General features: G+C 70.4%; 24 protein-coding genes. 6 read left to right on the plus strand and 18 right to left on the minus strand.

Annotated features, from left to right (window positions below):
• Nucleotides 1-69 precede the first annotated feature (69 nt).
• The 11 genes from K7854_RS24105 to K7854_RS24155 all read right to left on the minus strand — a co-directional run bounded on the left by K7854_RS24105 (nt 70) and on the right by K7854_RS24155 (nt 9164).
• Complete coding sequence (locus K7854_RS24105) at nt 70-303, minus strand: helix-turn-helix domain-containing protein (RefSeq protein ID WP_226028643.1); 234 nt, start codon at nt 301-303, stop codon at nt 70-72.
• Between the two features lie 444 nt (nt 304-747).
• The gene (locus K7854_RS24110) at nt 748-2226 is read right to left on the minus strand and encodes an AICE element replication initiation protein (protein ID WP_226028644.1); all 1479 of its coding nucleotides are present in this window, start codon (nt 2224-2226) and stop codon (nt 748-750) included.
• 1 nt (nt 2227) lies between these two features.
• On the minus strand, nt 2228-3076 hold the full coding sequence (locus tag K7854_RS24115) for a bifunctional DNA primase/polymerase (protein ID WP_226028645.1): 849 nt from the start codon (nt 3074-3076) through the stop codon (nt 2228-2230).
• Complete coding sequence (locus K7854_RS24120) at nt 3073-3936, minus strand: deazapurine DNA modification protein DpdA family protein (RefSeq protein WP_226028646.1); 864 nt, start codon at nt 3934-3936, stop codon at nt 3073-3075. Before K7854_RS24120 ends, K7854_RS24115 begins: the two co-directional genes overlap by 4 nt.
• A gap of 89 nt (nt 3937-4025) precedes the next feature.
• Nucleotides 4026-4493: a hypothetical protein gene (locus K7854_RS24125; RefSeq protein ID WP_226028647.1), complete on the minus strand. Its 468-nt coding sequence runs from the start codon at nt 4491-4493 to the stop codon at nt 4026-4028.
• A 207-nt stretch (nt 4494-4700) separates the two neighbouring features.
• On the minus strand, nt 4701-6821 hold the full coding sequence (locus tag K7854_RS24130) for an FtsK/SpoIIIE domain-containing protein (RefSeq protein ID WP_226028648.1): 2121 nt from the start codon (nt 6819-6821) through the stop codon (nt 4701-4703).
• A 106-nt stretch (nt 6822-6927) separates the two neighbouring features.
• Nucleotides 6928-7245, minus strand: coding sequence for a hypothetical protein (locus K7854_RS24135; RefSeq protein ID WP_226028649.1), 318 nt, complete (start codon nt 7243-7245; stop codon nt 6928-6930).
• 2 nt (nt 7246-7247) lie between these two features.
• The gene (locus K7854_RS24140; protein ID WP_226028650.1) at nt 7248-7595 is read right to left on the minus strand and encodes an RRQRL motif-containing zinc-binding protein; all 348 of its coding nucleotides are present in this window, start codon (nt 7593-7595) and stop codon (nt 7248-7250) included.
• Nucleotides 7595-8455, minus strand: coding sequence for a protein spdB (locus K7854_RS24145; protein WP_226028651.1), 861 nt, complete (start codon nt 8453-8455; stop codon nt 7595-7597). The genes K7854_RS24140 and K7854_RS24145 overlap by 1 nt, the downstream gene beginning before the upstream one ends.
• A complete protein-coding gene (locus K7854_RS24150) occupies nt 8452-8898 on the minus strand; it encodes a Pycsar system effector family protein (RefSeq protein WP_226028652.1) in 447 nt (148 codons plus the stop codon). Before K7854_RS24150 ends, K7854_RS24145 begins: the two co-directional genes overlap by 4 nt.
• Nucleotides 8895-9164: a DUF6284 family protein gene (locus tag K7854_RS24155; RefSeq protein ID WP_226028653.1), complete on the minus strand. Its 270-nt coding sequence runs from the start codon at nt 9162-9164 to the stop codon at nt 8895-8897. Before K7854_RS24155 ends, K7854_RS24150 begins: the two co-directional genes overlap by 4 nt.
• A gap of 569 nt (nt 9165-9733) precedes the next feature.
• Between K7854_RS24155 and K7854_RS24160 the strand changes: the two genes are divergently transcribed.
• Nucleotides 9734-10507: a GntR family transcriptional regulator gene (locus K7854_RS24160; protein WP_226028654.1), complete on the plus strand. Its 774-nt coding sequence runs from the start codon at nt 9734-9736 to the stop codon at nt 10505-10507.
• The gene (locus tag K7854_RS24165) at nt 10504-11112 is read left to right on the plus strand and encodes a GNAT family N-acetyltransferase (RefSeq protein WP_226028655.1); all 609 of its coding nucleotides are present in this window, start codon (nt 10504-10506) and stop codon (nt 11110-11112) included. The genes K7854_RS24160 and K7854_RS24165 overlap by 4 nt, the downstream gene beginning before the upstream one ends.
• A gap of 201 nt (nt 11113-11313) precedes the next feature.
• Here the strand turns inward: K7854_RS24165 and K7854_RS24170 are convergent, their stop codons facing one another.
• Nucleotides 11314-12372, minus strand: coding sequence for an ImmA/IrrE family metallo-endopeptidase (locus tag K7854_RS24170; RefSeq protein WP_226028656.1), 1059 nt, complete (start codon nt 12370-12372; stop codon nt 11314-11316).
• Nucleotides 12372-12956: a hypothetical protein gene (locus K7854_RS24175; protein ID WP_226028657.1), complete on the minus strand. Its 585-nt coding sequence runs from the start codon at nt 12954-12956 to the stop codon at nt 12372-12374. The genes K7854_RS24170 and K7854_RS24175 overlap by 1 nt, the downstream gene beginning before the upstream one ends.
• 310 nt (nt 12957-13266) lie before the next feature.
• Between K7854_RS24175 and K7854_RS24180 the strand changes: the two genes are divergently transcribed.
• Together K7854_RS24180 and K7854_RS24185 are read left to right on the plus strand one after the other, a co-directional pair.
• Nucleotides 13267-14163 (plus strand): YDG/SRA domain-containing protein, encoded by an 897-nt coding sequence (locus K7854_RS24180; RefSeq protein ID WP_226028658.1) that lies wholly within the window; start codon nt 13267-13269, stop codon nt 14161-14163.
• Between the two features lie 492 nt (nt 14164-14655).
• Complete coding sequence (locus K7854_RS24185; protein WP_226028666.1) at nt 14656-15492, plus strand: MIP/aquaporin family protein; 837 nt, start codon at nt 14656-14658, stop codon at nt 15490-15492.
• A 58-nt stretch (nt 15493-15550) separates the two neighbouring features.
• Here K7854_RS24185 and K7854_RS24190 read toward each other — a convergent pair whose 3' ends face one another.
• The 5 genes from K7854_RS24190 to K7854_RS24210 form a co-directional block, all read right to left on the minus strand.
• Nucleotides 15551-17359, minus strand: a complete 1809-nt coding sequence (locus tag K7854_RS24190) for a copper resistance CopC/CopD family protein (RefSeq protein WP_226028659.1) — start codon at nt 17357-17359, stop codon at nt 15551-15553.
• Between the two features lie 423 nt (nt 17360-17782).
• A complete protein-coding gene (locus K7854_RS24195; protein WP_226028660.1) occupies nt 17783-18571 on the minus strand; it encodes an SDR family NAD(P)-dependent oxidoreductase in 789 nt (262 codons plus the stop codon).
• Entirely contained in the window at nt 18568-19059 is a 492-nt protein-coding gene (locus K7854_RS24200) for a cupin domain-containing protein (RefSeq protein WP_226028661.1), read from the minus strand. Before K7854_RS24200 ends, K7854_RS24195 begins: the two co-directional genes overlap by 4 nt.
• A complete protein-coding gene (locus K7854_RS24205; protein WP_226028662.1) occupies nt 19056-19664 on the minus strand; it encodes a GNAT family N-acetyltransferase in 609 nt (202 codons plus the stop codon). Before K7854_RS24205 ends, K7854_RS24200 begins: the two co-directional genes overlap by 4 nt.
• Nucleotides 19657-21837 (minus strand): penicillin acylase family protein, encoded by a 2181-nt coding sequence (locus K7854_RS24210; RefSeq protein WP_226028663.1) that lies wholly within the window; start codon nt 21835-21837, stop codon nt 19657-19659. The genes K7854_RS24205 and K7854_RS24210 overlap by 8 nt, the downstream gene beginning before the upstream one ends.
• 83 nt (nt 21838-21920) lie before the next feature.
• Between K7854_RS24210 and K7854_RS24215 the strand changes: the two genes are divergently transcribed.
• Together K7854_RS24215 and K7854_RS24220 are read left to right on the plus strand one after the other, a co-directional pair.
• Nucleotides 21921-22697, plus strand: a complete 777-nt coding sequence (locus K7854_RS24215) for a siderophore-interacting protein (RefSeq protein ID WP_226028664.1) — start codon at nt 21921-21923, stop codon at nt 22695-22697.
• A 24-nt stretch (nt 22698-22721) separates the two neighbouring features.
• On the plus strand, nt 22722-23315 hold the full coding sequence (locus tag K7854_RS24220; RefSeq protein ID WP_226028665.1) for an HhH-GPD-type base excision DNA repair protein: 594 nt from the start codon (nt 22722-22724) through the stop codon (nt 23313-23315).
• Nucleotides 23316-23404 lie beyond the last annotated feature (89 nt).

A 23404-nucleotide genomic window follows, 5' to 3' on the forward strand; every position in this document is an offset into this window, starting at 1 on the left:
CCGGTTGGTACGAGGCAGACAGACCGGAGCGCCGCCCGCATGTCGGGCGGCGCTCCGGAAGGGGCGAGATCAGGCGGCGCGCTGTTCGGCGCGGCGCCGGGCGAGGTAGGCGGCCGGGGCGTCGGCGGGGACGCGTCGGAGTCCGCCGATGGTCAGGGACTCCAGCTCTCCGGCGCGGATCAGGGCGTAGCACGTGGTGCGCCCGACGCGGAGGCACCGGGCAGCCTCCTCGACGGTCAGCAGCACGGGTGCCGGTTCGCCAGCGTCAGCGAGAGGTGCGATGTCCACGGTGGCGATGCTCATGGAACGGTCTCCTCTGGGCGGAGTCTCGGGAGGTTGCGTCTGTCCGAGGTGTGGATTTCTGCGTCACCTGCGTCATCTGCGTCACTCGCCGCTGTGACCTGCGGCTTCGTGGTGACGCAGCACGGTGGGGGTGCGTCACCGGTGACACAGACCTGCGCCATTGGGTGACGCAGGTGACGCGGGGTGACGCAGGAATCAGCCGTCTGTGTCACTCGTCTTTCAGCAGGTCACCAGACGTTTTTGGGGCCCGGGTGACGCAGGTGACGCAGCGTCTTTCTACTTAGGACAAAGAGGGGTGGTGTCTGTTGTGGCGCGCGGCTCAGAGAGTGAAAGAAGGAGCCGCTTCGCGGCACGTCCATCGCAGGGCGGCGCGGCCGCCGAACAGCAAGAGGAGCACGCGCCCGGGTGCTCCTCTTGCTCGTGAGCGGTAGTAGCGCCGCGCGCTTAGAAGGCCGCTTCCTGCGCGGACGCCGGCGGCGCGGCGGCCGGACGCGCGATCTCGATATAGCGGGATGCGTTGGTGCGTCCCCAGTCGATGAGGACGCCCCGGGCGGCGAGGGTGGGCTGTAGGCGCTTGAGGCGGTCCGAGAGCACCTTGCCCGTGGTCGGCCAGCCTTTCGGCAGTGGACGGAAGTCCTCGCCGGTGTAGAGGCCGGTGAGGCAGTGCAGCCATTCGGCCGACGTCATCCGCTGCTCGGTGCCCGGCTCCATGCTGGCGGCGTGCTTGAGCACCGTCTGTGCCAACAGGTCGCCCTCGATGACGTCGTCGTTGAGGTCGTCCAGGCTGGCCCGGTAGGCGGCGAGTGCTCCCAGACCGGTGGCCGCGTCAAGCTGCGCGCACAGGTGCGCGAAGTCGGCCATGCGCAGGTCGGTCGGGATGTCCGCCTGCGCCGCCCGTACCTGCACGGTGAGGTCCAGGAGCGAGCCGAGGATGACCGGCAGCACCTCGGCGAAGTCGGACCACAGTTCCGCCTCGGTGCGCCGCACCCGCGGGCGTTCCAGCCGCAGGGGAAGGAGCCTTTCGGCGAGGTCGGGCCGGATGACCCCGACGTCGATGCCGGTCAGGAGCAGGGGGCGGCGGTAGCCGATGCGGAAAACGTCCCCGTCGGTGAACAGGGCACGCTTGACGTTCTCTGCCCCGGTGACGATGCAGCACATCGCGTCGGACAGTTCCGGGGTCATGTGGGAGAGGTTGTCCAGGGCGGTGACCCATCCGGCCGCCACCGCCGTGATCAGGTTCTCCTCATCCTTCGGGGCCCGGCGCAGGTCCCCGGTCATGCCCTCGATGATCCGTACCAGCATCCGCCCGCCGGTGGACTTGCCGGCACCCTGCGGGCCGGTGAGGAACGGGGCCGGGACGGGCACGTCCGGACCGAGACAGCCGATCAGCCACGCAATCGCCAGGCACTCGGTCTCTGCATTGGCGAAGTTGCACAGCCGCAGCAGGAGATCGATGCCCTTGCCGTCGGTGTCCTTGACCGGCAACGGCAGCTCCCCCGTGAGCTGGGTGCGCCGCCAGCAGACCTCCTGCGGGTCCGGGACACGGATGTCCCACCCGGTGGGGTGGATACGCACGGACCGCCCGTCGTCGCGCCCGAGGTCCAGCCAGGTGGCCCCGTCGAATCCCGGGGCGACGCGGATGTGGACGGGCTGCACGTCCTCGGTCAGCGCCAACGCTTCGATCAGGTCGAGCGCTTCCTTCATGGCGGTGCCGTTGAACACGCCGATGCCGTCGCGGAAGAGTCCGACCATGAGTTCCTGCCGGTGGCTTCCGGTGGTGCCCTGGGAGCGGATCGGGCGGGCTACGGGATGGCCGTTGCGCTGCGCGTACACGGTGCCGTCGGCGGTGCGGAAGTACCGGAAGTGCGCTTGCGCGTAGTCGGTGATGATCTCGCGTGCGGGAGCCTTTTCATCCTCGGACATGTCACAGTCCCAACGTGGTGCGGGCGTTGGTCCACGCGTCCGTGCAGTGCCGGGCCGTTTCCCCCTTGGCCTGCGCGGCGGTGAACAGCCGGGCAACGTGGGTGTCGGTGAGGCAACCGCACCGGCCGTGCCGAGACAGCACCGCGAGGAACGTCCGGTACACGGTCGCGTGGACCGCGCTGGATGCCTCAGTGATGCTCTGCACGGCCATGGCGATGCCCCGTTCCAGGAAGACGGGCGTGCGGTGCGGGCACTCCCCCTGACCGCCCCTCAGGGACACTGAGGGCGTCTGTGGCGCCCTACGGCGCGGGAACGGCTCCTTTACTGCCAGGGCACAAGCAGCGTCCGGCAGAGCGGCGAGAGCGCCAGTACCGGACCCGAGCCAACGGGCGTAGGCCATGGTCGACTTGATGTCGACGCCGGGCCGGACCGCGTTACGGGAGGTCATGGCGCCGCGGTAGATCCAGTGTTCGCCGCGCGTCGTCGGCACAGTCCGGGTGGCGGGCAGAGCGGCCCGGGCCCATGCGATGGCGTCGGTGTCGTCGAGGTCGAGGACGGTCAGTCCGGCACCGCCGGGGTGGTAGGCGACGCACACCGCCTGCCGCCATGCTGCCACCCACGGCGGGGAGACGATGACGGCCGGGTCGGTGGTGGCCGCGGCCCATCCGTGGCACGGGGCCGGGCACCGGCACGGGCCGGGCACCTTCATGTTCGGCCGCCCGCCACACGCGTTGTCCGCACACGCCGTGCAGTTGCCAAACGGGACCTTGCCCCAGCGCAGGGGCAGCACGGGCACCCCGAACGCGGCGAGGCTCAGCGCTGTGTGCAGGGGGTTGGGCGTTGCGTTCATGCCGCGCTCCCGTCGGTCAGCATCGTCTGGCGGTGGGTCGGGATGGCGGCCAGCACGCGGCGGCGCCAGTTGAGGGCGTAGTCGATGCAGTTCGCGCAGTTCTTGTGCGTGTGCCCGGGCAGAGGCGGACGGCGCCGCGCGTGGGAGCTCCACGCAGCGGAGTCCGCGGACGCGAGCAGGTGCCCGACGCGTTCCAGGCCGAGGATCTTGAATCCGAAGCCGTGCAGGCGGAAGCCGTGTGCCGCCATGGCGGTGACGATCGCGGCGCCCTCGCGGGTGGACTGCAACCGGCACACCGAACCCAAACCGACCACCGGCTCACGCCGCAGGTCGACCCCGGCGTTCTCGAACAGCTCCACGCACCGCTCGTACTCCGGAATGCTGCGCCCCTGAAGAACGGGAGCGATCCGCAGGTCGGGGGCGAGGGAGCGCAGTTCGAGGAAGTTGGCGACGGTGCGCCGCTGGTGCTCGGCGACGCTGAGGTGGGTGCCGACGAAGTACTGCCCGCCGAACCAACCGCCGTGGATGATGGCTTCCTCGCACATCCAGTCCTGCTGCGCAGCCCAGTCGTAAGGGCCGACGTGCTCCCAGATGCGGCGCAGAGAGTCGACGTACTGGCGCGGGGGGCGCGTCCAGGTGCCCTTTTCCTTCAGTTCCATGAACCCGCCGGAGTCGACGGCATAGGGGCCCTGGGCTACGTCCCATTTGACCGCGCGGTCGAAGTGCTCTGCCTTGAGGAAAAGCGGCACGTCGGTCCAGCGCAGCCAGTGCCGTTTGTGGGTGGTCAGGTAGAACCGCATCCCGCCCGTGGCGGGAGCTCCCGCCGCTAAGGCTCGCGGGAGGGTGATGGGTTGCGTCATGCTGGGGTATCTCCAGTTCCTTGACGGGTGCTGGCCGGCAAGGGCGGTCCCGGATCTTTGGCGAGATGAGGGGGCCGCCCTTGGCGTAGCTAGCCGCGGAAGTGGTTGCGCTTGATCACGGCCTTACGGATGTTCACCGTGGTGCCGCCGCCCTGGTGGCCGCTCGCGCTGAAGATCTGCACGGCGATCCATCCGCCGAAGATCACGGCGGCCAGGATGATGAGCTGGGTGATGAAGGCGGTGAGTGCGGCGATGAACGAGGTGAGCAGGACCAGCCCGCCGCACACCGCGAGGAACCCGGCGCCGCCGAGGGCGACGTTCACGGCCGTGCGGGACACGGCCGGTTTGGCGGCGACCGGTTCGGGCTGGGCGAAGTTGATGGCGTAGCCGGTGACGACGCGCCCGTCCGGCAAGACGATGCTCGCCACCGCCGGAACCGTGCCCGGCTGGACCGGTGTGAGGGGTGCCGGCACGGGCACGGCGGGCGGGTAAGGGGTGGGCTGGTGGACTTCCACGGCCCGCTGTACGGGCACGTGCGGGGAGTGCTCGGGGTACATGCGGAATCCCTTCCGGCCGAGGGCCAGGGAGGCAGAGACACCCCCTTCGAGGTGCCCTGCAGAGGGGTGTTCGGGGGGTGTGACCTGCGTGCCTCCCTGACTCCCTGAACGATCATTCGCGCAGGTCAGAGCCAGGGAGGCGAGGCAGGGAGGCGGACAGGGAGTTCTCCCTGCCTCCCTGCCCCGGCGGTCGTTCGCTCCCTGCCGTCATTCGGCGGAAGCGGAACCCTCGCCGTCGCGGTTGGCGAGGGCGCGTGCCACCCGGTCGCGGGAGACGACCATCACGCCGTCGGACTTGTACGGCCCAGCGTCGGCGTCGTCGAGAACGCGCTTGAGGTCGAGGAACGACCAGTCGCCGTACGCGTCCGAGTTGCGGGCGGACAGCCGCGCGAGCACGTCCTTGGTCCGCACCCGCGGGGCGTCGCCGACGACCGCGGCGATGTCGGCGAGCGGGTCGTGCTCGGCGCTGTGGTCGATGGCGTGCAGGGTGGTCACGCCGTCGCGCAGGGCCTTGGCCCGGTCGGTGATGGCCTTCGCCGCGTCGTCGTCGATGTAGTGCGTGCGCACCGTGATGGACGACTGCCCCGCCGGGATACTGATCCCGTCGGATGCGACGACCAGGGTTCCCCGGTCCAGCCCGGGCCGCAGCAGGTTCGGGGCGGCGCCGCCGTCGACGGCCTTGTCACCGAGGGCCATGCGGGCCTGGGACTCGGTGCCGAGGGCGAGGGAGGCGCGGGTGTGGGCGCCCTCGCGCACGAGCTTGGGAAGGTTCTCGTTGGTCGGGTCCTGCGTGCCCTGCCACATCAGGACATTGACCGCACGGCCCTGGTTGTGAATCTTGCGGACGGCCATGAAGTACCGGGAATCGGCCTTCGAGCCGCCGTAGGGCCGCTTGTCCTTGCCCGTGCCCTTGGCCGGGCACATGAACGCAACCTGCGCTTCGTCGACCAGCACGATCAGCGGCGGGAACACCGTGCCAGGCGGCGCCTGAATCCGCCGGTTCATCTCGTCGACCGCGCCCTCAACCATCTCGGTCACCTGGATCACGTGCTCATCCGTCGGACCCTGAATCAGCGTCGTGGCCAGACCGTCGAACATGGCCCAGTCGCCCACGCCCTTGAGGTCACCCATCAGGAACTGCACGGACTTGTCCAGGGACAGCCACAGGGCCAGGGAGCGCAGGGCCACGGTCTTGCCCTGGTTCGACAGGCCCGTGATCAGGAGGTGGCGCTGGTAGAGGGAGAGGGCGGCGGCGTCGCCGCGCAGGTCCTGACCCCATGGGGCCTTGCCCTTGGTGTAGTCGGCGGTCATCGTGTCGTCGGTGACCAGCGGAGACGGGCCGATCGGCTCGTCCAGCGCGCCGGAGTCGGCGACCCACAGTCGCACCGTGCGGGCGGCGGTGGGGATGGTGATGAACACCTCGTGTTCGTGGCGGGTCAGGTTCTCCGCGAGCTTGCGCCGCTTGCTCTGCACCTCGTTCGTGGACACGCCGGAGGGGAGGGTCACGTCGACCTCGACACCGCATCCGGCGATGGTGATCGGTCCGAGCATGGAGGCGCCGGCGTCGCCCATCTCCTTGATGGCGCGGGCCAGGGCGGGTACGCCGAGGTCGCGCAGGGCCTTGACCACGATGGACGGGGTGATCGGCTCCCCCTCGCCTGACCGAACGTTGGCGGGCAGAGCCCAGTTCGGGGCGGCGTGCTGCTTGCGGCCGACCGACCACAGCGCGAGCAGGGCGAGGAACGGGCCGATCGACAGGGCCGGGCCCCGCACCACCTGGACGATGCGGATCAGGAGGGCGATGAAGTCGACCGTGGCGGACAGCGGGGTGACGACGTCGCCGACGTGGCCGGTGCTGATGGCCATGACGACGCCGAGGGCGACCAGCGCGCCGATGCTCATGCCGGCACCCACGGCCACGCCCTTCGCGGCCTCTACGGGCGAGTGCAGGAGGTCCATGCGGCGGTGATGGCGGGCGGCGCGGAAGCGCTGCAACCGCTCCTCCCACTCCTCGGCCGCTTCCAGGTTCCCTGCGGCTTCCGCCGCGCGGATCATCCGCTCGTACCGCGAGCCGGTACGGCCGTCCCACGCCCGGCGGGCCACAATCCGCCCACCGTTGAGGGTGTAGAGGCCGTGCCGGGCCGTCGCGCGAACGACCGTCTTCGTCCGCTCGTGCGTCACGGCCGTCTTCACCGCGCGGCCGGAGCGCACCCACAGCGGCACCGGCCGCGCGGGCGGCGCGTCCGGCATGACCGTGAGCACGGTGGGGGCAGTGCCGTCGGTCGGGGAATCGGTGGGCTTGTGGAGGTGAACGACGTTCTCAGACATGCTGGAACTGCTCCTGACTACCCCTTCGGGGGCGGGAGTAAGGGAGAACGCCGGGGTGGCCGTGTCCGTGGAAAGTCCCGGCCCCCCGGCGCGGGAAACGGGCTGGTCAGAACCAGCCGGACGACCTCTTGGCCGCCTTCGTCTTCGCGGACTCGGTGAGGAGCCGCTGACGCTCGCCGTGCAGGGCGGTCAGCTCCGCGTTCAGCCGGAGCTCCGCGCTGTTGCCGGTCGCGTCCATACGCTGCTCTTCACGCCCGGCGCTGCGGCCGCGGGCGACCTTGTAGCCGCCGACGGCCAGCGAGCGGGCCATGGCCCGGCGCTCACTGCCGTTCAGCGGCCACCACTCCCCCCGGCGCACCGCTTCGAGCTTCTTCTGTGTCGCCTGGATCTCGCGGTCCAGGCGGCGAATGTCGGCGTTGCGCATGGTCAGACGCTCCTTACGGAGTCGCAGGGGTCGGGAAACGCGCAGGGGGTGCACATGCCGAGCGAGGTGGGGATGACGTAGCCCGCATCCCGCCGGCACTGCGGGCAGATACGGCGGGCACGGTTCGCCGCCGCGAGTGCCGCCCACCGGCCTGGCGTCATCGGCCGGACCGGCAAGGCGAGGTCGACGCGGTACAGGTGGGCGACCAGCGGTTCCCGGCGGCGGCGCGGCCGTTCGAGCGTCGCGGCCACCTCTTGACCGCCGGGCCGCAGCCCGACGGCGCGCAGTTGGCGGCGGGTGGCGTAGCCGTCGGGGGCCAGGCGCCACCGGTAGACCGGTAGCGCGGCCATCAGGCGACGCGCTTCCAGGCGGCGCGCAGGCGGACTTCGGATGCGGAGTGGCCGGCCGCGCGGAAGCGGGCGGCCATCTCGCGGTACGACAGGGGCGGACTCTGGCTGTGACGGATCTCGTCGACCAGCACGTCAAGGGTCCCGTCGGTGAGGGCGGGCGCGGCTTCCAGAGCGGCCGTGCCGGTGGGTTCGCTCGGTCCCCACACGGGGAGCTCCCAGCGGGCCGTGACGCCGGGTGTGACGGGGCTCGTCACGCTGGTCAGCGCCCTGCCGGTCTCCTCGCCCTGGCGCGCGGATTCCAGCGTCGCCCACGCGGAAGACAGCGTCTGCGCGGTGCGTGCCTGGACGTGTGCGACGCGGGCGCCGGCGGCCGTCACGGCCGTCAGCCGGGTTTCCTCGGTGGACGCTTCCGCCCGCAGCCGGGCCCGGGCCACGGCCGCCTCGTCCCGCGCTTCCTGCTGAATGCCGCGGATGGCGTCCAGCGCGTTCGGGGTGAGCGCGGTCCGCTCCCACATCGAGTGGACCAGCCACAGCGCCTTCGCTGCGATCGGCAGCCACGCCACGGCCAGCCACGCCCCGGCGGAGTGTTCGGCGGTGAGGGCGTGGGCGACCAGGACGCCGGCGGCGATGAGGCCGAAGGACCAGCCGACCGCGGTCACGGTGCGGTTGTGGTCGCCCTGCGCGGCGAGCCGGCGTTCGTAGGCGAGGGTGGCCAGCCATCCCCCGTCGATGCCCAGACCGACGACCACGGCGACCGGCCACGGCACCGCGGTGCCCAGCCACATCACGACCACGGCCAGGGTCAGCACCATGGACACGGCCGTCATCGCAACGGCCGGCAGCACCGTCTTCGCGCTCATCGCGCACCCCCGGCGGTGAGCAGGGCGGCGAGGATGAGCAGGGCGCCGCTGGCCAGGGTGAGGTCGACCGCGCGGCGCAGGGACGTGAACTTGGCGACCGCGAGCCGGGACAGTCCGGCGATGTCGGCGGCCAGGTCCCGGGCCACGGCGTCGCCGATCTCCTCCGGGGTGAGCGTGGCCCACAGGGGGAAGCCGTGCCGGCCGCGCAGGTTCGGGCGCACCGACCACAGCAGCAGGCCGGCCGCGCCGACCAGCAGCGCCAGACCGAGACCGCCCGCCACGACGGCGGGCACGGACAGCGGTACCTCGCGGGCAATCGCGAAGGTACCGGCGAGCACCGCACCGACAAACGCCAGCAGCAGCGCCGTCTTCGTGTCCGTCCGCGCGATCTCCGCCTTCACCTCGGCGTGCGCGGCGATCAGGTTCTGGTCGGTGGCGCTCACGCGGCACCCCCGGGAAGGCTCGCGCCGGCCGCGCGGTTGACCAGCGCGACGCGGGCGGCGAGCGCACGGCGTCGGGCCCGGCGGATACGCCGGTCGTCCACCTCGGTCGGCGTGCGGTCCAGCGTGACGATCTGCGCATCCAACAGGTCAACGTCCGCCAGGATGACGGGCATCTCCTGCTCGATCGCGTCCAACTCCGCATCCGTCGGCTCCATGAAGTCGGCGAACGCCGTAACAGCGTCCTGAACAGTGACGATGGGGTTCATGGGTCTTGGTTCCTTTCAGGGAGGAACGGCCCGAACGCGGCTCCCGGGTGGCACCCCGGGGGCCGCTCGCCGTTGAAGTCGATTCCGACTCCCCGCGCCCTCGCCCGTACGTCCTCGCGCGGTGCGCGGAACGGACGGGCGAGAGAGGCAGTCGACGCAGCAACCGGGCTGCGAGCCGTGATGGACCGAGCTGTGCAGTTGCCGCCGACCGGTTCCGTATCGGGCGGCACTCAGGGTCTTCGTCGTCGCACTGGGAGTCCTTTCGGAGAGGTCAACGGGGGTGAAGCACTGCAAGGGGGACCGCGTCCCCACTCTCCGGCCGTTGCTCGCGGTCGCCGGGCCACCTCGCCAGTACGGGCCGAAACCCTGTTTCACCTGGCCTTTAGCGGGATTGCAGCGTCCCCGCCCTACACATCAGCACAGACGGAACCAACTCACTGGGATTGATCCGCTTGCTCAACTTGTTGGTACAAGCTGATGCAGTGATGCTGCACCCACGGACAGTGAGTCGTCAAGGGATTGGGGCCGACATGTACCAACAAGTTGAGCGAGTGAGTCATGATGGGGGCATGAGCAAGCAGCCGAAGTACCGGCAGGTGGCCGATGCCCTGCGCCGAGAGATCGACAGTGGCACGTACGCGCCGGGCGCGCGGTTGCCGTCGGAGAGCGACCTGATGAAGCGCTTTGACGCTTCGAGGAACACCGTGCGAAACGGGCTAAGTCTCCTGGTCAGCCAGGGTCTCGTCTCATCGAGCCAAGGGTTGGGCTACGAGGTTCGATCGCACGAGGTGTTCAAGCTCAACGCGTCCCGGTTCGAGAACCTGAACTTCCCCCAGAACGGTGACGCGTATCGCACGGACGTGACGAACGCCGGCCGTCGCCCGCATCAGACGTTCCGAGTCGAGATCACTCCCGCGTCTGCGGATGTCGCAGAACGGCTGAAGGTCGATCTGGGGTCCACCACGGTTCTTCGGTTCTGCCATCGGTACGTCGATGACGTGCCGTGGTCGACGCAGGCCACCTGGTACCCGGGGTGGCTCACAGAGCGGTCACCACGGCTCGCAGAGCCAGGCGACATCGAAGAGGGAACCACGCGTTATCTCGCATCGCACGGCATCGAGCAGGTGGGCTACTTCGACGAGATCGCGGCCCGCATGCCGACCCCCGAAGAGGCGCGCCTCTTGGAGATCAGCGCCGGGGTGCCCGTGCTGCTCTGGACACGCACCGGCTACTCGGAGGATCGGCCGATCCGTTGCACGGTCACCACCTTCCGGGGGGACCTCAACCAGATGAACTACGAGATCGGCACCCTGTCCGGCCGAGAAGAGAACGAGCCTCAGTGAGAATCTGCTCAGCGCAACCGCATGACCTGGCCAAGCTGCTCGCCTTCCGACAGGAGGCGGCAGCTTGGTTGTCTCGTCTCGGCACCGACCAGTGGCAGCGCCCCTATCCGGCTGACAAGTTGCTCGCCACCATCGAGGCCGGAGAGGTCTTCATGGTGCGCGACGGCGACGTTACGGCAGCCACGATCACGTTGACCCCCATGGCGGAAGAGGGTCTGTGGACAGCAGATGAGCTGCGGGAACCCTCTCTGTTCATCAACAAGCTGACGGTGGCGCGTACGCACGCCGGCCAGGATCTCGGCGGCCGATTGCTCGACTGGGCCGGGGACCGTGGCCACCTTGCAGGTGCCGAGTGGCTTCGCCTGGACGCATGGACAACGAACACGGGCTTGCAGGCGTACTACCTGCGCCACGGATTCCGGCACGTGCGTACGGTCCAGCAGGGGGTCGCCGTGAACGGCGGACCGAGGGTGTCCGGGTGGCTCGCGCAGCGGGCAACGGGCCCCGCGGCGCACGGGTTCACGGACGAGACTCCACGTCCCGAGCGAGCGGCTCGACATAACGTGATGCCACATCATCTCGACGAAGACCAAAACCGAATCTGATTACGTGTTGCCCGCTAAAGCATTGGCGTCTACTCAAGCAACAGAGTAGTGGGGTGCAGAGCGATCCCGCAGTCACCAAATGAGTCGATAAATACCCTTAGACGTCTGCGCCGCGTGAGCCGTTCGCGCCTCGATTTAGGCATAGAAATAACTTTGGCGCAAGGGTGGCTTCCCTTGCGCCAAAGCAGGCTTGGAGGGTACTTACCCTCGTACCAGCCGTAGACCGCGACGGCTCGGCGGTGTGATCTCGTCAGCCAATTCTTCCTCGGTCATACCAACTACGTGGGAAAGCTCACGGATCGAGTAGTCGTGTTCTTCGACGTGAATCCGGAGCATCTCCCGATAAACCTGTGGTTCTTCCCGTTGGAGAGGAGCAGGCTCGCTTACCAGGTAACCAGCCTTATTCATATAGGCGTGTAGGCTACGCGAGCGAGGTGATGAGATGATGCCTAGGTGTTCGGCTCGGATGATCAGTGACTGCATCGGAACTCGCCAGTATGGCTTTAGTGCTGCTGCCCTACGCACATCGATGCCGCCGAGATCCTTTGCGATTTCGGCGGCCGGCATCAGCAACTCTTCGGCGAACGCGTCTGCTTCCTTCTCGGCGGTATCACGTGGCGGCTCACCCTCGTGCATAACCATGTGTCCGATTTCGTGGGCGAGTACAAATCGCTGCCTCTCTGGACTTAGCTCGCTGTTCAGTACGAACAGTGGGCCCGAACCTGGATGCCATACGCTGATCGCGTTGATGCGGTGCGTCTCGAAGTCACGAAGCACCACAGTACCGCCTGCCGCCTCGACAATATTGACGAGATTCGGCACGGGACCCATGGGAAGGCGCCAAGCCGCACGAACACGGCGGGCCGCCTCGGCCGCCGTTTCGACGTCGTCAATATCAATTCGCGGGATAGTGAGGGATGTGTCTACTGCAATCCCGTCACTCAGACGCACTAGCCGCATGCGAAGCAAGTTCACACGGGCCTGGATCTTACGCAGAGTCCGTTGTGAAAGACTCTGCTGCTTACGGTGAAAGAAGCTTGCACTTCCGAACCCGTAAACCTCTTCTTGCCAAGTCAGCAACTCCGGCGTCACCCTTAGCGCCTTCGCTACTTGAGGCACATCAGCCTCAGGCAAGGGGCGCAGCCCATTCTCAGCTTTGCTGAGAGTTGACTGCGCCAACCCAGTAGCCTTAGCAAGATCTTGCTGCGTAAGACCCTGCGCCTCCCGCGCCAAAATGAGCATGCGCGGATTGATGGTCATTAGTTCTCGCTTGTCTCCTCCGCCGGTGTCTTCCGCGCGCTGCGGATGACTGGCCTTGGCCCATCCGTGGAGGGCGCAGGAATCGGAATGGTGACTCCACCCTGCCCCACGTCTGGGAGAATTTCGATCGGCGCCCATATGTGTTCGCCGTCCAGCGTGCATGTAATCGCAAGCTGGTCCAGGTCAAGCTCGAACTTGTCCAAGAGGTAGCCAGCAACCAGGTGGGTCATTGGTTCGACCTCGTTGGCGAACTCCAAAGCTTGGCCCTGGAAAGCTATCGCCTGACCAGTTCGTATGCTGCTGGTCTTCAGCTTGCGACCTCGAAACTTCTTGAAGCGGATTGCGACACGGTCGCGGATCTGAATCACAAGAAATCCGCGTTCCTCGCGAACCCGCACATGCTCGACTCCGAGAAACTGTTTCACGGCTTCAGCCTTAATGAAGTCGTAAAGCACGTTTGCTCGCGAACGAGGCGACACATCAGCAGGCGACCCCTTCAGCGTCTTCAGCCATTCCTGCCAGCGATCCCAAGCGTCGCGGAAGCACTGGTCGAACTGGTCCTGATAGGGCTGAAGCAGTCGCACACACGAAGCCCTGTCCATGGGCGTTCCGATTGGCACCCGAGCAGCATGGCAGGTTGCAGAAGGGTCGTCAAATATTCCTGGAAAGATTCCAAGATCGTTTCTATCGAACAGACGTTCCCTTCCCGAGTCTTCCATGGGCGAGGCGGAGAGTCCATGCGTTGGCCGTCATGGAGCAGGTCTGTGGCCAGGAGGTCTGTTGCTGTACCCCATCGCCTCGGGACGACGCTGATCAGCGACCTACAAGTGCTGCAGGCGGGAGGGACGTTGAAACCGGCGTGGCGATGTCAGTGCTCCATGTCAGGCTGTGGCCATGATCGGTGAAGTGCCCAACGTGGAAGCAGGTCAGGGATTCAGCACGCGCAGGCTGGCCCATGAGGCTGGCGTGCATCGGCCTCTGCAAGCAGGCATCTGCGGGACCAAGAAGACCGGTGCGGAATCCATCGTCGTCTCTGGCGGCTACAAGGACGATGAGGACTACGGCGACGTCATCGTCTATACCGGCCATGGTGGCCAAGACGGTGCCGGCAACCAGGTGAGCAACCAGTCCCTCGACGACTCCGGCAACGCGGCACTAGTGACCAGCTACCTAGAGGGTCTGCCGGTCCGCGTCCTACGCGGCTACCAGGGCGATACACCCTACGCCCCCGCGACCGGCTACCGGTACGACGGCTTGTACCGAGTCACCAGCTACGGCAGCAAGCTCGGCATCGACGGCTTCCTCATCTGGCAGTTCCGCCTCGAAGCCTATGCCGACACCCCCACGCCACAGACGACACAGCAGCCGGAGCTCCCAGGCGCGCCAGCAGATCCGGAGTCGACCTCCGTCCCAGGGAACGAAGCTCCCGAACGCATCACCTCGACTGTGCAACGCATTGTCCGGAGCAGCGCCGTAAAGCGGCAGGTCAAGGCATGGCACGACAATCGATGCCAGGTCTGCAACGTGCGGATCGAGGTCCCCGGCGGCAGCTACAGCGAAGGCGCTCACATTCGGGCTCTCGGGTCCCCCCACAACGGCCCGGACACCACTGGCAACGTGCTCTGCCTTTGCCCGAACTGCCACGTGATGCTCGATGCCGGCGCCATCGTCATCGAAGACGATCTCACGGTGATCCGAGGTGGCCAGTCTGCCGGCACCCTGCGGACCCACCCTCAGCACGCCATCAACCTGGAATGCGTTCGCCATCACCGCGAGCGTTGGCGCCGGTAGCCGCGACGCCTGACGTTCGCGCCCGATGCCCTCGCCTCGCGGGCGCCGCTCCTTGTCTTGGTCCTTGTCCAGGTCGCTGGCGGCCGCCAGCGTCCAATGCAGTACGCGCACCGCGCCTGACCTGCATCGCGGACGTCTATGAACCACGCCGGACGGTCATGCGGACAGTTGGAAAGCGTGTTGGGGGCAACCCCTCACGAGTTCGAATCTCGTATCCTCCGCCAGTGCCTCACCGGGCACGATGTCGAAGGGCCCCGCTGCTTGCAGCGGGGCCCTTCGACGTGCGGGGTGCGTCGGCCCGACGGTGGCTGCGCGGTGTTGCTCCGTGGAGGGGGATTCTCGTGCGCCATCGGGTGCACTCACCCGGCTGAGCGTCCGGGCGGTCGTTTTTCGGGTATGGAGCGATTTGGTCTGTTCCGTACCAGTGAAGGAGGACCGGTGGCCGAACGCATGGTTCGTCGACGCGGTTATCGAAAAGGCCTCGGCGGTGAGATGTGCGCCGAGTTCCTGGGGACGTTCGTCCTGATCCTGTTCGGCGTCGGTTCGGTGGCCGTCGCGGTCGCGGGGCTGCCGGGCTCGGGACGGCAGACCGCGGACTTCGGGCCTGCCAACTGGCTCATCATCTCGTGGGGATGGGGCCTGGCCGTCGTGTTCGGCGTCTATGTGGCCGGCGGCATCAGCGGGGCGCACCTCAACCCCGCGGTGACCCTCGGGTTCGCGGTCCGGCGGGACTTCCCGTGGCGGAAGGTACTGCCCTACTGGCTCGCCCAGGTCGTGGGCGCCTTCGTCGCCGCCGCGCTCGTGTACGCCTGCTACCGGTGGGCGATCGACGCGGCCATCGCCAAGGCCGGCGAGACCCGGGAGACCTCGCTGAACACGTACTCGATCTTCGCCACGTTCCCCGCCGAGTACTTCGGAGACTCCTGGTGGGGTCCGCTGCTCGACCAGATCGTGGGCACCGGGATCCTGCTCCTGCTGATCTGCGCGCTCATCGACACCCGCAACACGGCTCCGATGTCCAACCTCCACCCGTTCCTCATCGGGCTCGTGGTCGTCGCCATCGGCCTCACCTTCGGCACCAACGCCGGGTACGCGATCAATCCGGCCCGCGACTTCGGTCCCCGCCTGTTCACCTTCTTCGAAGGGTGGGGCGACATCGCCCTGCCCGGCACCTTCGACTGGTTCAGCGGCTACTGGTGGATCCCCATCGTCGGCCCGCTCATCGGCGGAGTCATCGGCGTGCTCGTGTACGACCTGCTCATCAGCCCGGTGCTCAAGGCCCGGCTGAGCGAGTCCGAGCAAGGACCGGCCACCGAGGAACCCTCCTGACCCAGGAGCCCGGCGAGCACACCGCTGGCGGCGTCCGCCCGGACGCCGTGACCGGTGCCTACCGCTCCACCCGTATCCGCCGGACCTCGCTCACCTGGTCGATCTCCGACACCCGGACCGTCACCCGCATCGTCCAGGTGCCCGGGAGGGGCAGGGTGACGGTGTTGGCGCTCCAGTAGCCGCCGCGGTCGGTCAGGTCCGCGTCGATGGGGCCGACGTCCTTGTCGGGGAGGGTGAAGGAGAGGCGCAGTTCGGGTACGGCGGCCAGGCTGCCGTCGGGGCCGTAGACGACGGCCTGGACGGCGTTGTCGCCGGTGCGGCCGGGGTCCAGGGTGATCTGGACCGTGCCGCGGCCGGCCGTGCCGACCTCGAACGGGATCGTGGTGACGGACGCGGGCAGCACACCGCCCGCCGGTACGGTCGTCCGCGCCGCTTCGTCCGCCGCGCGGCCGGGCGGGGTGCCGGTCAGCACGGTCGTGACCGCCAGGACGACCGCGGCGATGACGGCCTCGGCGAGGACGGAGCGGCGCAGGCCGCGGCGGAGGCTGGACGTGCTCGTCGTGGTGGCTGTGGTGGGTGTGGTGGCCGTCGCCGTCGTGGTGGGTGTGGTGGGTGTGGCCGTGGTCGTCGTGGTGGGTTCCGGGGGGCCGCCCGGCGGTTGGGGGACGCGCTCGCGTACCGGATCGGGGGCGCGGACGGTGATCGCCGTCGTGGCCAGCGCCGTCGTCCACCTCCGGGACACCGCCGCCGCGGCCAGCAGCACGGCCACCAGGACCACCTTCACCAGCAGCAGCCTGCCGTACGTCGTCCCGGTGAGCGCCTGCCAGGAGCCGAGGCCGCGCCAGGACTGGTAGACGCCCGTGGTCACCAGGACGCAAACGGAGGCGAGGGCGACGCGGGAGAAGCGGGCGATGGTCGCGGCGTCCGCGGTGGCGCGCAGGGTGAGGATCAGTGCGGTGAGGCCGCCAAGCCAGACCGCGGTGGCGAGCAGGTGCACGGTGGACGACGCCATCGCGAGGGGCACCTGGATACCGGCGGCGGCGTGCTCCGCGGCGGCCCAGGTCAGGGCGAGGCCGACGGCGAGCGCGGCGCCCGCCGCGCCGACGAGGGGGCTGTGCCTGCGGTACCGGTCCGCGCGGGACACGCCTACGAGGAACAGCGCGACCGGGGCCAGCAGCGCCAGCCTGGTCAGCAGCAGCACGCCGGGGCGCCCGGTGAGGGTGTCGGCGAGCGCGTCGGCGTCCAGGGCCGACGCCGGGCCCGTCCCCGCCTCGTACGGGGCGCGCAGCACCAGCAGTACGACGGTGGCCGCCAGCAGGGTCCACCAGCCCGCCACCAGCGGGCGGCGCAGCGGGGCGGGGTCCGGCGGACGGCACAGGGCGACGAAGGCGGCGGTGCCGATGAGCAGGGCGGCGGCGAGGTAGGAGACGTAGCGGGCGAGTTTGTGCAGGGCCGCGGTGAGCGGGTCCTCGGTGGGGCCGGTGTCCACGGGCGCGGTCGTCTGCGACGGTTTGCCCACGGAGAAGGTGAAGGCGCCCGACACGGGGTGGCTGTCGGCGGACACCACCCGCCAGGCCACGGTGTACGTGCCCTCCCCCAGCTCGCCCGGCAACGCGACCCTGGCGGTGTCGGACCGGCCGTCCGCGTGCCCGGCCGCCCCGGTGCGGACGCGGTGACCGCCGGGGTCCAGGACGCGGAAGGAGTCGTCGCGCAGGCCGACGGACTCGCTGAAGGTCAGGGTGACGTGGCCGGGGGCGCGCTGGAGGACGGCTCCGTCCCCGGGGTCGGTGGAGCTGAGTGCGGCGTGGGCGGACGCCGGTCCGGCACCGCCGAGGAGGAGCAGCACCAGCAGGGCGCCGAGCAGCACCAGCCGCCGGACTTCGCGGGGTACCGCGCATCGGAGCCCCGTCCGTCGCCGTGGTGGGCGCCGGGGGCCTTGGGATGCCCTGGGGCGCCGGGGATCCCGGAGGCCGTGGGGGTGCTGGGGGTTCCGGAGGCCGTGGGGGTGCTGGGGGTTCCGGAGGCCGTGGGGGCGCCGGGGATCCCGCAGACCGCAGGAGTGCCAGGGGCTGTCGAGGCCGTGGAGACGTCGGGGATCTCGGAGGCCGCCGGGGTGCCACAGGCTCCGGCAGTTACGGGAGGTCCGGTCGCGTCCGGTGGCTCGTTCGCGGTCTCCAGCGTGTGCACCGTCACCACACCTCACGTCGCATCTCCGTCGTCGGGACCCACTGCCTCGGGGATACGTACGGACGCGGAGGCCGCCGTGCTCAGCGGTCGGCCCGGCGGCGCCTCACCACGACGGGCGGGCCGTCACCCCGCCGTCCACCACCAGGTCGTGGCCGGTCACCCAGGACGCCAGCCGCGAGGCGAGGAACACGCACGCGTCGCCGATGTCCTCCGGGCGTCCGAGGCGTCCCGTCGGCGCCGCCCGCCGCCACCGCCGTACGCCCTCCGGCCAGGACTCGGCGAGTCCCTCGCGGTCGACGAGGCCGGGGGAGACGGAGTTCACCCGCACGCCCCACGGGCCGTACTCCAGCGCCGCCGACCGGGCGTGCATCACGACCGCCGCCTTGGAGGCGCTGTAGTGCGCGTGCGCGGGAGCGGGGGCGCCCGCCTCGATGGAGGCGATGTGGGTGACCGTGCCGCCGCCGTCCTGGCCCCGCATGACCTCGGCCGCGGCCTGCGTGCACGCGAAGACGCCGGTGAGGTTGGTGTCCACCACCGCCCGCCACTCGGCCGCGGTCATGCCGGGCAGGCCCCGCAGCGGCTGCACGCCCGCGTTGTTGACCAGCGCGGTGAGCCGTCCGCCGCCCCAGTCGGCGGCCTCGCCGACCACGCGCCGGCAGGCGTCCTCGTCGGTGAGGTCGGCGCGCAGGACGGTGGCGCGCCCGCCCAGGGCCCGGATGCGTTCCGCCGTTTCCCGCGCCGCCGCCACCGCCGTACGGCAGTGCAGCGCCACCTCGGCGCCCTCCTCGGCGAAGCGCAGTGCGATCCCCCGGCCGATGCCGCCGCCCGCGCCGGTGACCAGGGCGGTCTGGCCGTCGAGGAGGCGTGCAGAGCGCTGCGGGTGCGGGGTCATGGGCGGCACAGTGCCACGATCCGGGCCGCCTCGGCCGGGTAGCGCGCCGCGAGGTCGGTGGCGTCGCCGTGCTCGTAGTCCCCGTAGGTGAAACCGGGCGCCATCGTGCAGCCGAAGAGCGACCACGCGCCGCCCGCCGCCACCCGGCCGCCCATCCAGGTGCCGCCGGGGACCGTGAACTGGACGTGCTGCCCGCCCAGGACCTCCGGTCCCAGCACCGCCGTGCGGGCGCTGCCGTCCGGGGCCAGGAGCAGCAGTTCCAGCGGGTCGCCGAGGTAGAAGTGCCAGACCTCGTCGGTGGGCAGGCGGTGCAGCGCCGAGAAGTCCCCCGGGCGGGCGGTGAGCAGGGCGACGACGGCGGACCCGGCGGGGCGGCCGTCCGGGCCCTCGGGGCCGGCCCAGGTGCGCCGGAACAGGCCGCCCTCACGGGGGATCGGCTCCAGCGCGTAGTGCGCGATCAGGTCCTCGGCGGTCGGCGCGTCAGTCACCCCGCGAACGCTACCTCCCGGCGGAGGAAGGCGAGTTGCGCCTTCTTCTCGGGCAGGTACACGTCCGGCAGGTCCACCTCGGGCAGCACCACAGCCGGACCTGCGGTGAAGCCCTGCTTGAGGAAGCGGGCGATCGCCTTCTCGTTGTCCACGTCCGGGTCGACCACGATCCGCGTCCGGTCCAGGACCAGCAGCACGTACGCCACGAGGGCGCCCGACAGGGCGGCTGTCCACCCGGGGCGGGCGCCCCCGGGTCCGGCGGGCGCGAGGAGCAGGTGGACGCCGATGTCGCCCGGCTCGGGGTCGTAGCACTCGCTCACCCGGTCGGCCGCCGGGTCGTAGGTCTGGAGCAGGGCGACCGGTTCGCCGTCCTTGACGACCAGGAAGGCGTGGTGGGTGTCGAGCGTGTCCATGTGTGCGTAAATGTCGGCGACCTGGTCGCGTGTCAGGCCGTTCATGCCCCAGAAGGCGGCCCGCCGCTCGCTCACCCAGCCGTGGACCACCTCGGCGTCTGCGGCGGGGTCCAGGGGCAGGACGCGGACGGTGCCGAAGCCGGCGAGGGGCTGCTCGTGGACGGGCGTGCGGGAGGCGTACGGGTCAGTCATCGGATTCCTTCGTGAGCCGGGCGAAGTCGGTGACCACCGGGGCGAGTTCCCCGGCGAGCCACAGGCGCTGCTGGTCGCGGTGGTGGGGTGAGCCCGGGTCGCCCGAGGCACCGTGCGGCACCACCCAGCTGCTGTTCTCGCGGTCGGCCAGGTCCCAGACGTACCGGGCGGCCGGGCCGCGTGCGGCGCGGTCGGTGAGGCCGGGCACGGCGGAGGTGCACAGCACGCAGTCGTGGTCGCCGGAGAGGCCGGGCTCGCCCCCGGGGGCGGTGGCGGTGTCCGGCAGCGCCCGCCAGGGGGCCAGGCGGTGGGTGTCGCCCCAGGTGCCGGACGGTGGGGCCGCGGCGACCTCCTCCAGCGCGGCGCGGAGGGTCGCGGCGCGGTCGATGCCGTACGGGTCGTCCGCGCGCAGGAGGTGTTCGAGGGCGTACGCGACGCGCGGCACCAGCGCGAGCCACGGCTGCAGCACCTCGGGGTACGCGGGTGCGACGGAGACGGACGCCAGGGCGGGGTGCGCGGCCAGCCTGCGTACGACCGCCGTGCGCACGGCCGCGTAGGCCGCCGCGTCGGCGCTGTCGGCGTCCATGCGGCGGTCCCAGGCGAGGAGGCGGTCGCGGAGGGCGGCGGCGTCGGGGGTGAGGGCGGCGAGGGTGACCTCGGGGGTGAGGGCGGCGAGGGTGGTCTCGGGGGTGAGGGTGGTCTCGGCGGTGAGGGCGGCCTCGGGGGTCTGTGCGGCAGCGGTGGGGAGGGCGGCGAGGTGGGCCAGGAGGGGGCCGGCCGAGCCCAGGTGGGTGTCCGTGTGGATCGTGGGCAGGTCCGCCGCCGACCAGCGTTCCTTGCCCGCGAGCAGGGCGGCGATGCGGTCGGCGCGGTGGGGCGGGGCGAATTCGACGCCCAACGGAGCGGACGGGCCGCGCTGGTTGGCCATCACGGCGACGCCGTCGGTAAGACCCGCGCGGGGCGGGGTGTGCCAGCCGGTCCACTCGTGGCCCGGTTCCCAGGCGGGCACCGGGCGCACGCTGTTCGCGGCGGGGCGTACGGGCACCCGGCCCGCGACCCGGTGCAGCAGGCCGCCCTCCGTGTCGGCGGCCTGCACCACGTTGACCGGCTCGGCCCAGGCGTCCAGGGCGCGGTCCACGTCGGCGACCCGGCGGGCCCGCAGCAGCGGCAGCAGGGCGCCGAAGCCGAGGTCGGCGGTGACGCGGGGCGGGTAGCGCAGGCTGAGGGCGGCCGGGGTGCCGTCGTCCAGGCCCTCGGGGCCGCCGGCGATCACTGGGCCGCGGTCGGTCTCGATGATCTCGACCTCCACGGTCTCCTCCCCGGCGACGTCGACGCGTTCCGTGTGGCGGGCGGCGCGGTGCCAGACGCCGTCGGGGCCGAGCGCCTCGATGCCCGCGCCGGTGCGGCGCAGGCGCTCGCGGTACAGGTCCTGGTAGTCCGCCATCGCATTGGTGATGGCCCAGGCGACCGTGCCGGTGTGCCCGAAGTGGGCGACGCCGGGGACGCCGGGCACGGCGAGGCCGACGACGTCGAACTCCGGGCAGGACAGGTGGATCTGCTGGTAGACGCCGGGGTCCTCGATGAAGCGGTGCGGGTCGCCCGCGATCAGTGCCTGTCCGGTCGTGGTCCGCTCGCCGCTCACCAGCCAGCCGTTGCTGCCCGCGGTGCCGGGGCCGTCGGCGGCGAAGCGGGCCACGGCTTCCGGGCCGAGGTGCGTGGAGACGTGCTCGCGCCACAGCTTGGCGGGGAAGCCGGCGAAGAGGATGTGCGTGGCGAGCCAGACGCCGAGCGGGGTCCAGGGGTCCCAGTGGCCCGGGGCGAGGCCGGTGCGGGCGAACTCGGGGGCCGGGTGCGTGGTCTCCGCGAGGCCCTCGTTCACTCCGTCGACGTACGCCCGTACCCAGGCGGCCGTTTCCGGGTCCTTCTGCTCCAGGGCGGTGAAGCAGCGGCGGGCGGTGTCCGCGAGGCGGGCGCGGCGGGCGAGGCGGTCCCAGGACAGGGCCTCGGGGCCGAGGAAGGCGGCGGAGGTGCCCTGGGCGCGGTGCCGCTCGACCTCCAGCTGCCACGCGCGGTCGCGGGCGGTCACCCGGCCCTGGGCGCGGGCGAGTTCGTTCGGGGTGTCCGCGCGCAGGTGCGGGATTCCCCAGGCGTCGCGGTAGGTCTCGGCGCTCACCCCTGTGCCTCTACTTTCCTTTAGGTTAGGCTCACCTAAGTTTTGCTGTCGTGGCCGCATAGTACGTGAAAGGTGAAGGAATCATGGGGCAGGGGCGGGGCTGGGAGGGCGCGGTCCTCAAGCTGATGCGCGCGAAGGACTTCACGTTCACCGTGACGGGCGTCGAGGACGTGACCCCGCACTACCGGCGGCTGCGGCTGACCGACGGCGGCATGCTGGCGGTGACCGGCGTCCACCCCACGATGTGGGTGCGGCTCTGGTTCGACAACGCGGGCAAGCCGCACCAGCGGGGGTACACGCTGGTCGATCCGGACCCGGCGGCCGGGACCTTCGCGATGGAGTTCGCCCTGCACGACGGGTGCGCGAGCGACTGGGCGCGGGCGGCGAAGCCGGGGGACACGATCGAGGCGACGGTGCAGGGCACCGGGTTCGAGGTGCCGCGGCCGCTGCCCTCCCGGGTCTTCGCGGTCGCGGACCCGGCGTCCCTGCCCGCGCTCAACTCCCTGCTGGGTGCGGACGCGCTGGGGTCGGTGCCCGCGACCGTCTGGTTCGAGGGCGGGACGGGGGCGGGCGGCGCGGATGAGGGCGGGACGGGGGCAGGTGGCGCGGATGAGGGCCTGCCCTTTCGGGCCGACCCCGAACGGCACGAAGTCCGTGCGGTCGCGCGCCGGGACGCGGGGGCGCACCTGGTGGCGCGGGTGAAGGAGGAGCTGCCGGAGCTGCTGCGGGACGTCTCGGAGCCGTTCGTCTGGATCGCCTGCGACACGGCGACCACGCGGGCGCTCTCGTCGTACGTCCGCAAGGAGCTGGGGGTGCCGAAGCAGCGGGTGAACGCGCTGGGGTACTGGCGCGCGACCTGAGCCCGTACGCGCGATCATCGGATCATGGACGTCACACTGCACCTCGCCCAGGACCCCGAGGCCGACGAACTCCTCGGGCGCAGCCCGCTCGCCGCGCTGGTCGGCATGCTGCTCGACCAGCAAGTGCCGATGGAGTGGGCGTTCAAGGGGCCGTCGACCATCGCCCGGCGGATGGGGGCGGAGGACCTGGACGCGCACGACATCGCCGCGTACGACCCCGAGGGGTTCGCCGCGCTGCTGTCCGAGAAGCCGGCCGTTCATCGGTACCCCGGCTCGATGGCGGGGCGGGTGCAGCAGCTGTGCCGGTACCTCGTCGAGACGTACGACGGTGACGCCGAGGCCGTCTGGCAGGGCGTGTCCACCGGGAAGGAGCTGCTGAAACGGCTCCAGGAGCTGCCGGGGTTCGGCAAGCAGAAGGCCCAGATCTTCCTCGCGCTGCTCGGCAAGCAGCTCGGGGTCCGTCCTGAGGGGTGGCGCGAGGCGGCGGGGGCGTACGGGGAGCCCGACTCGTTCCGGTCGGTCGCGGACATCAGGGGGCCGGAGTCGCTGACCAAGGTGCGGGCGCACAAGCAGGAGATGAAGGCGGCGGCGAAGGCGGCGAAGGCCTCCGGCAAGTAGGCGGCGGGGTGCCTGCGGCGGCCTGTGGGGGGTGGGTGGGGGGTGCGCGTTGTGCCTGCGGCGCCTGTGCGGGTTCGGTGGGGGTGCGC

This window comes from Streptomyces hyderabadensis (assembly GCF_020404845.1).
In the GTDB taxonomy this organism is placed as follows: Bacteria; Actinomycetota; Actinomycetes; order Streptomycetales; family Streptomycetaceae; genus Streptomyces; species Streptomyces hyderabadensis.

Excerpts from the sequence above, each read along its gene's own strand:
- K7854_RS24215 (WP_226028664.1), top strand. The coding sequence starts at position 21,921 with ATGGGGCAGGGGCGGGGCTGGGAGGGCGCGGTCCTCAAGCTGATGCGC.
- K7854_RS24220 (WP_226028665.1), top strand. The coding sequence starts at position 22,722 with ATGGACGTCACACTGCACCTCGCCCAGGACCCCGAGGCCGACGAACTC.
- K7854_RS24120 (WP_226028646.1), bottom strand. The coding sequence starts at position 3,936 with ATGACGCAACCCATCACCCTCCCGCGAGCCTTAGCGGCGGGAGCTCCC.
- K7854_RS24140 (WP_226028650.1), bottom strand. The coding sequence starts at position 7,595 with ATGGCCGCGCTACCGGTCTACCGGTGGCGCCTGGCCCCCGACGGCTAC.
- K7854_RS24180 (WP_226028658.1), top strand. The coding sequence starts at position 13,267 with ATGATCGGTGAAGTGCCCAACGTGGAAGCAGGTCAGGGATTCAGCACG.
- K7854_RS24105 (WP_226028643.1), bottom strand. The coding sequence starts at position 303 with ATGAGCATCGCCACCGTGGACATCGCACCTCTCGCTGACGCTGGCGAA.
- K7854_RS24170 (WP_226028656.1), bottom strand. The coding sequence starts at position 12,372 with ATGACCATCAATCCGCGCATGCTCATTTTGGCGCGGGAGGCGCAGGGT.
- K7854_RS24205 (WP_226028662.1), bottom strand. The coding sequence starts at position 19,664 with ATGACTGACCCGTACGCCTCCCGCACGCCCGTCCACGAGCAGCCCCTC.
- K7854_RS24160 (WP_226028654.1), top strand. The coding sequence starts at position 9,734 with ATGAGCAAGCAGCCGAAGTACCGGCAGGTGGCCGATGCCCTGCGCCGA.
- K7854_RS24130 (WP_226028648.1), bottom strand. The coding sequence starts at position 6,821 with ATGTCTGAGAACGTCGTTCACCTCCACAAGCCCACCGATTCCCCGACC.
- K7854_RS24115 (WP_226028645.1), bottom strand. The coding sequence starts at position 3,076 with ATGAACGCAACGCCCAACCCCCTGCACACAGCGCTGAGCCTCGCCGCG.
- K7854_RS24135 (WP_226028649.1), bottom strand. The coding sequence starts at position 7,245 with ATGCGCAACGCCGACATTCGCCGCCTGGACCGCGAGATCCAGGCGACA.
- K7854_RS24155 (WP_226028653.1), bottom strand. The coding sequence starts at position 9,164 with ATGAACCCCATCGTCACTGTTCAGGACGCTGTTACGGCGTTCGCCGAC.
- K7854_RS24145 (WP_226028651.1), bottom strand. The coding sequence starts at position 8,455 with ATGAGCGCGAAGACGGTGCTGCCGGCCGTTGCGATGACGGCCGTGTCC.
- K7854_RS24185 (WP_226028666.1), top strand. The coding sequence starts at position 14,656 with ATGTGCGCCGAGTTCCTGGGGACGTTCGTCCTGATCCTGTTCGGCGTC.
- K7854_RS24195 (WP_226028660.1), bottom strand. The coding sequence starts at position 18,571 with ATGACCCCGCACCCGCAGCGCTCTGCACGCCTCCTCGACGGCCAGACC.
- K7854_RS24110 (WP_226028644.1), bottom strand. The coding sequence starts at position 2,226 with ATGTCCGAGGATGAAAAGGCTCCCGCACGCGAGATCATCACCGACTAC.
- K7854_RS24125 (WP_226028647.1), bottom strand. The coding sequence starts at position 4,493 with ATGTACCCCGAGCACTCCCCGCACGTGCCCGTACAGCGGGCCGTGGAA.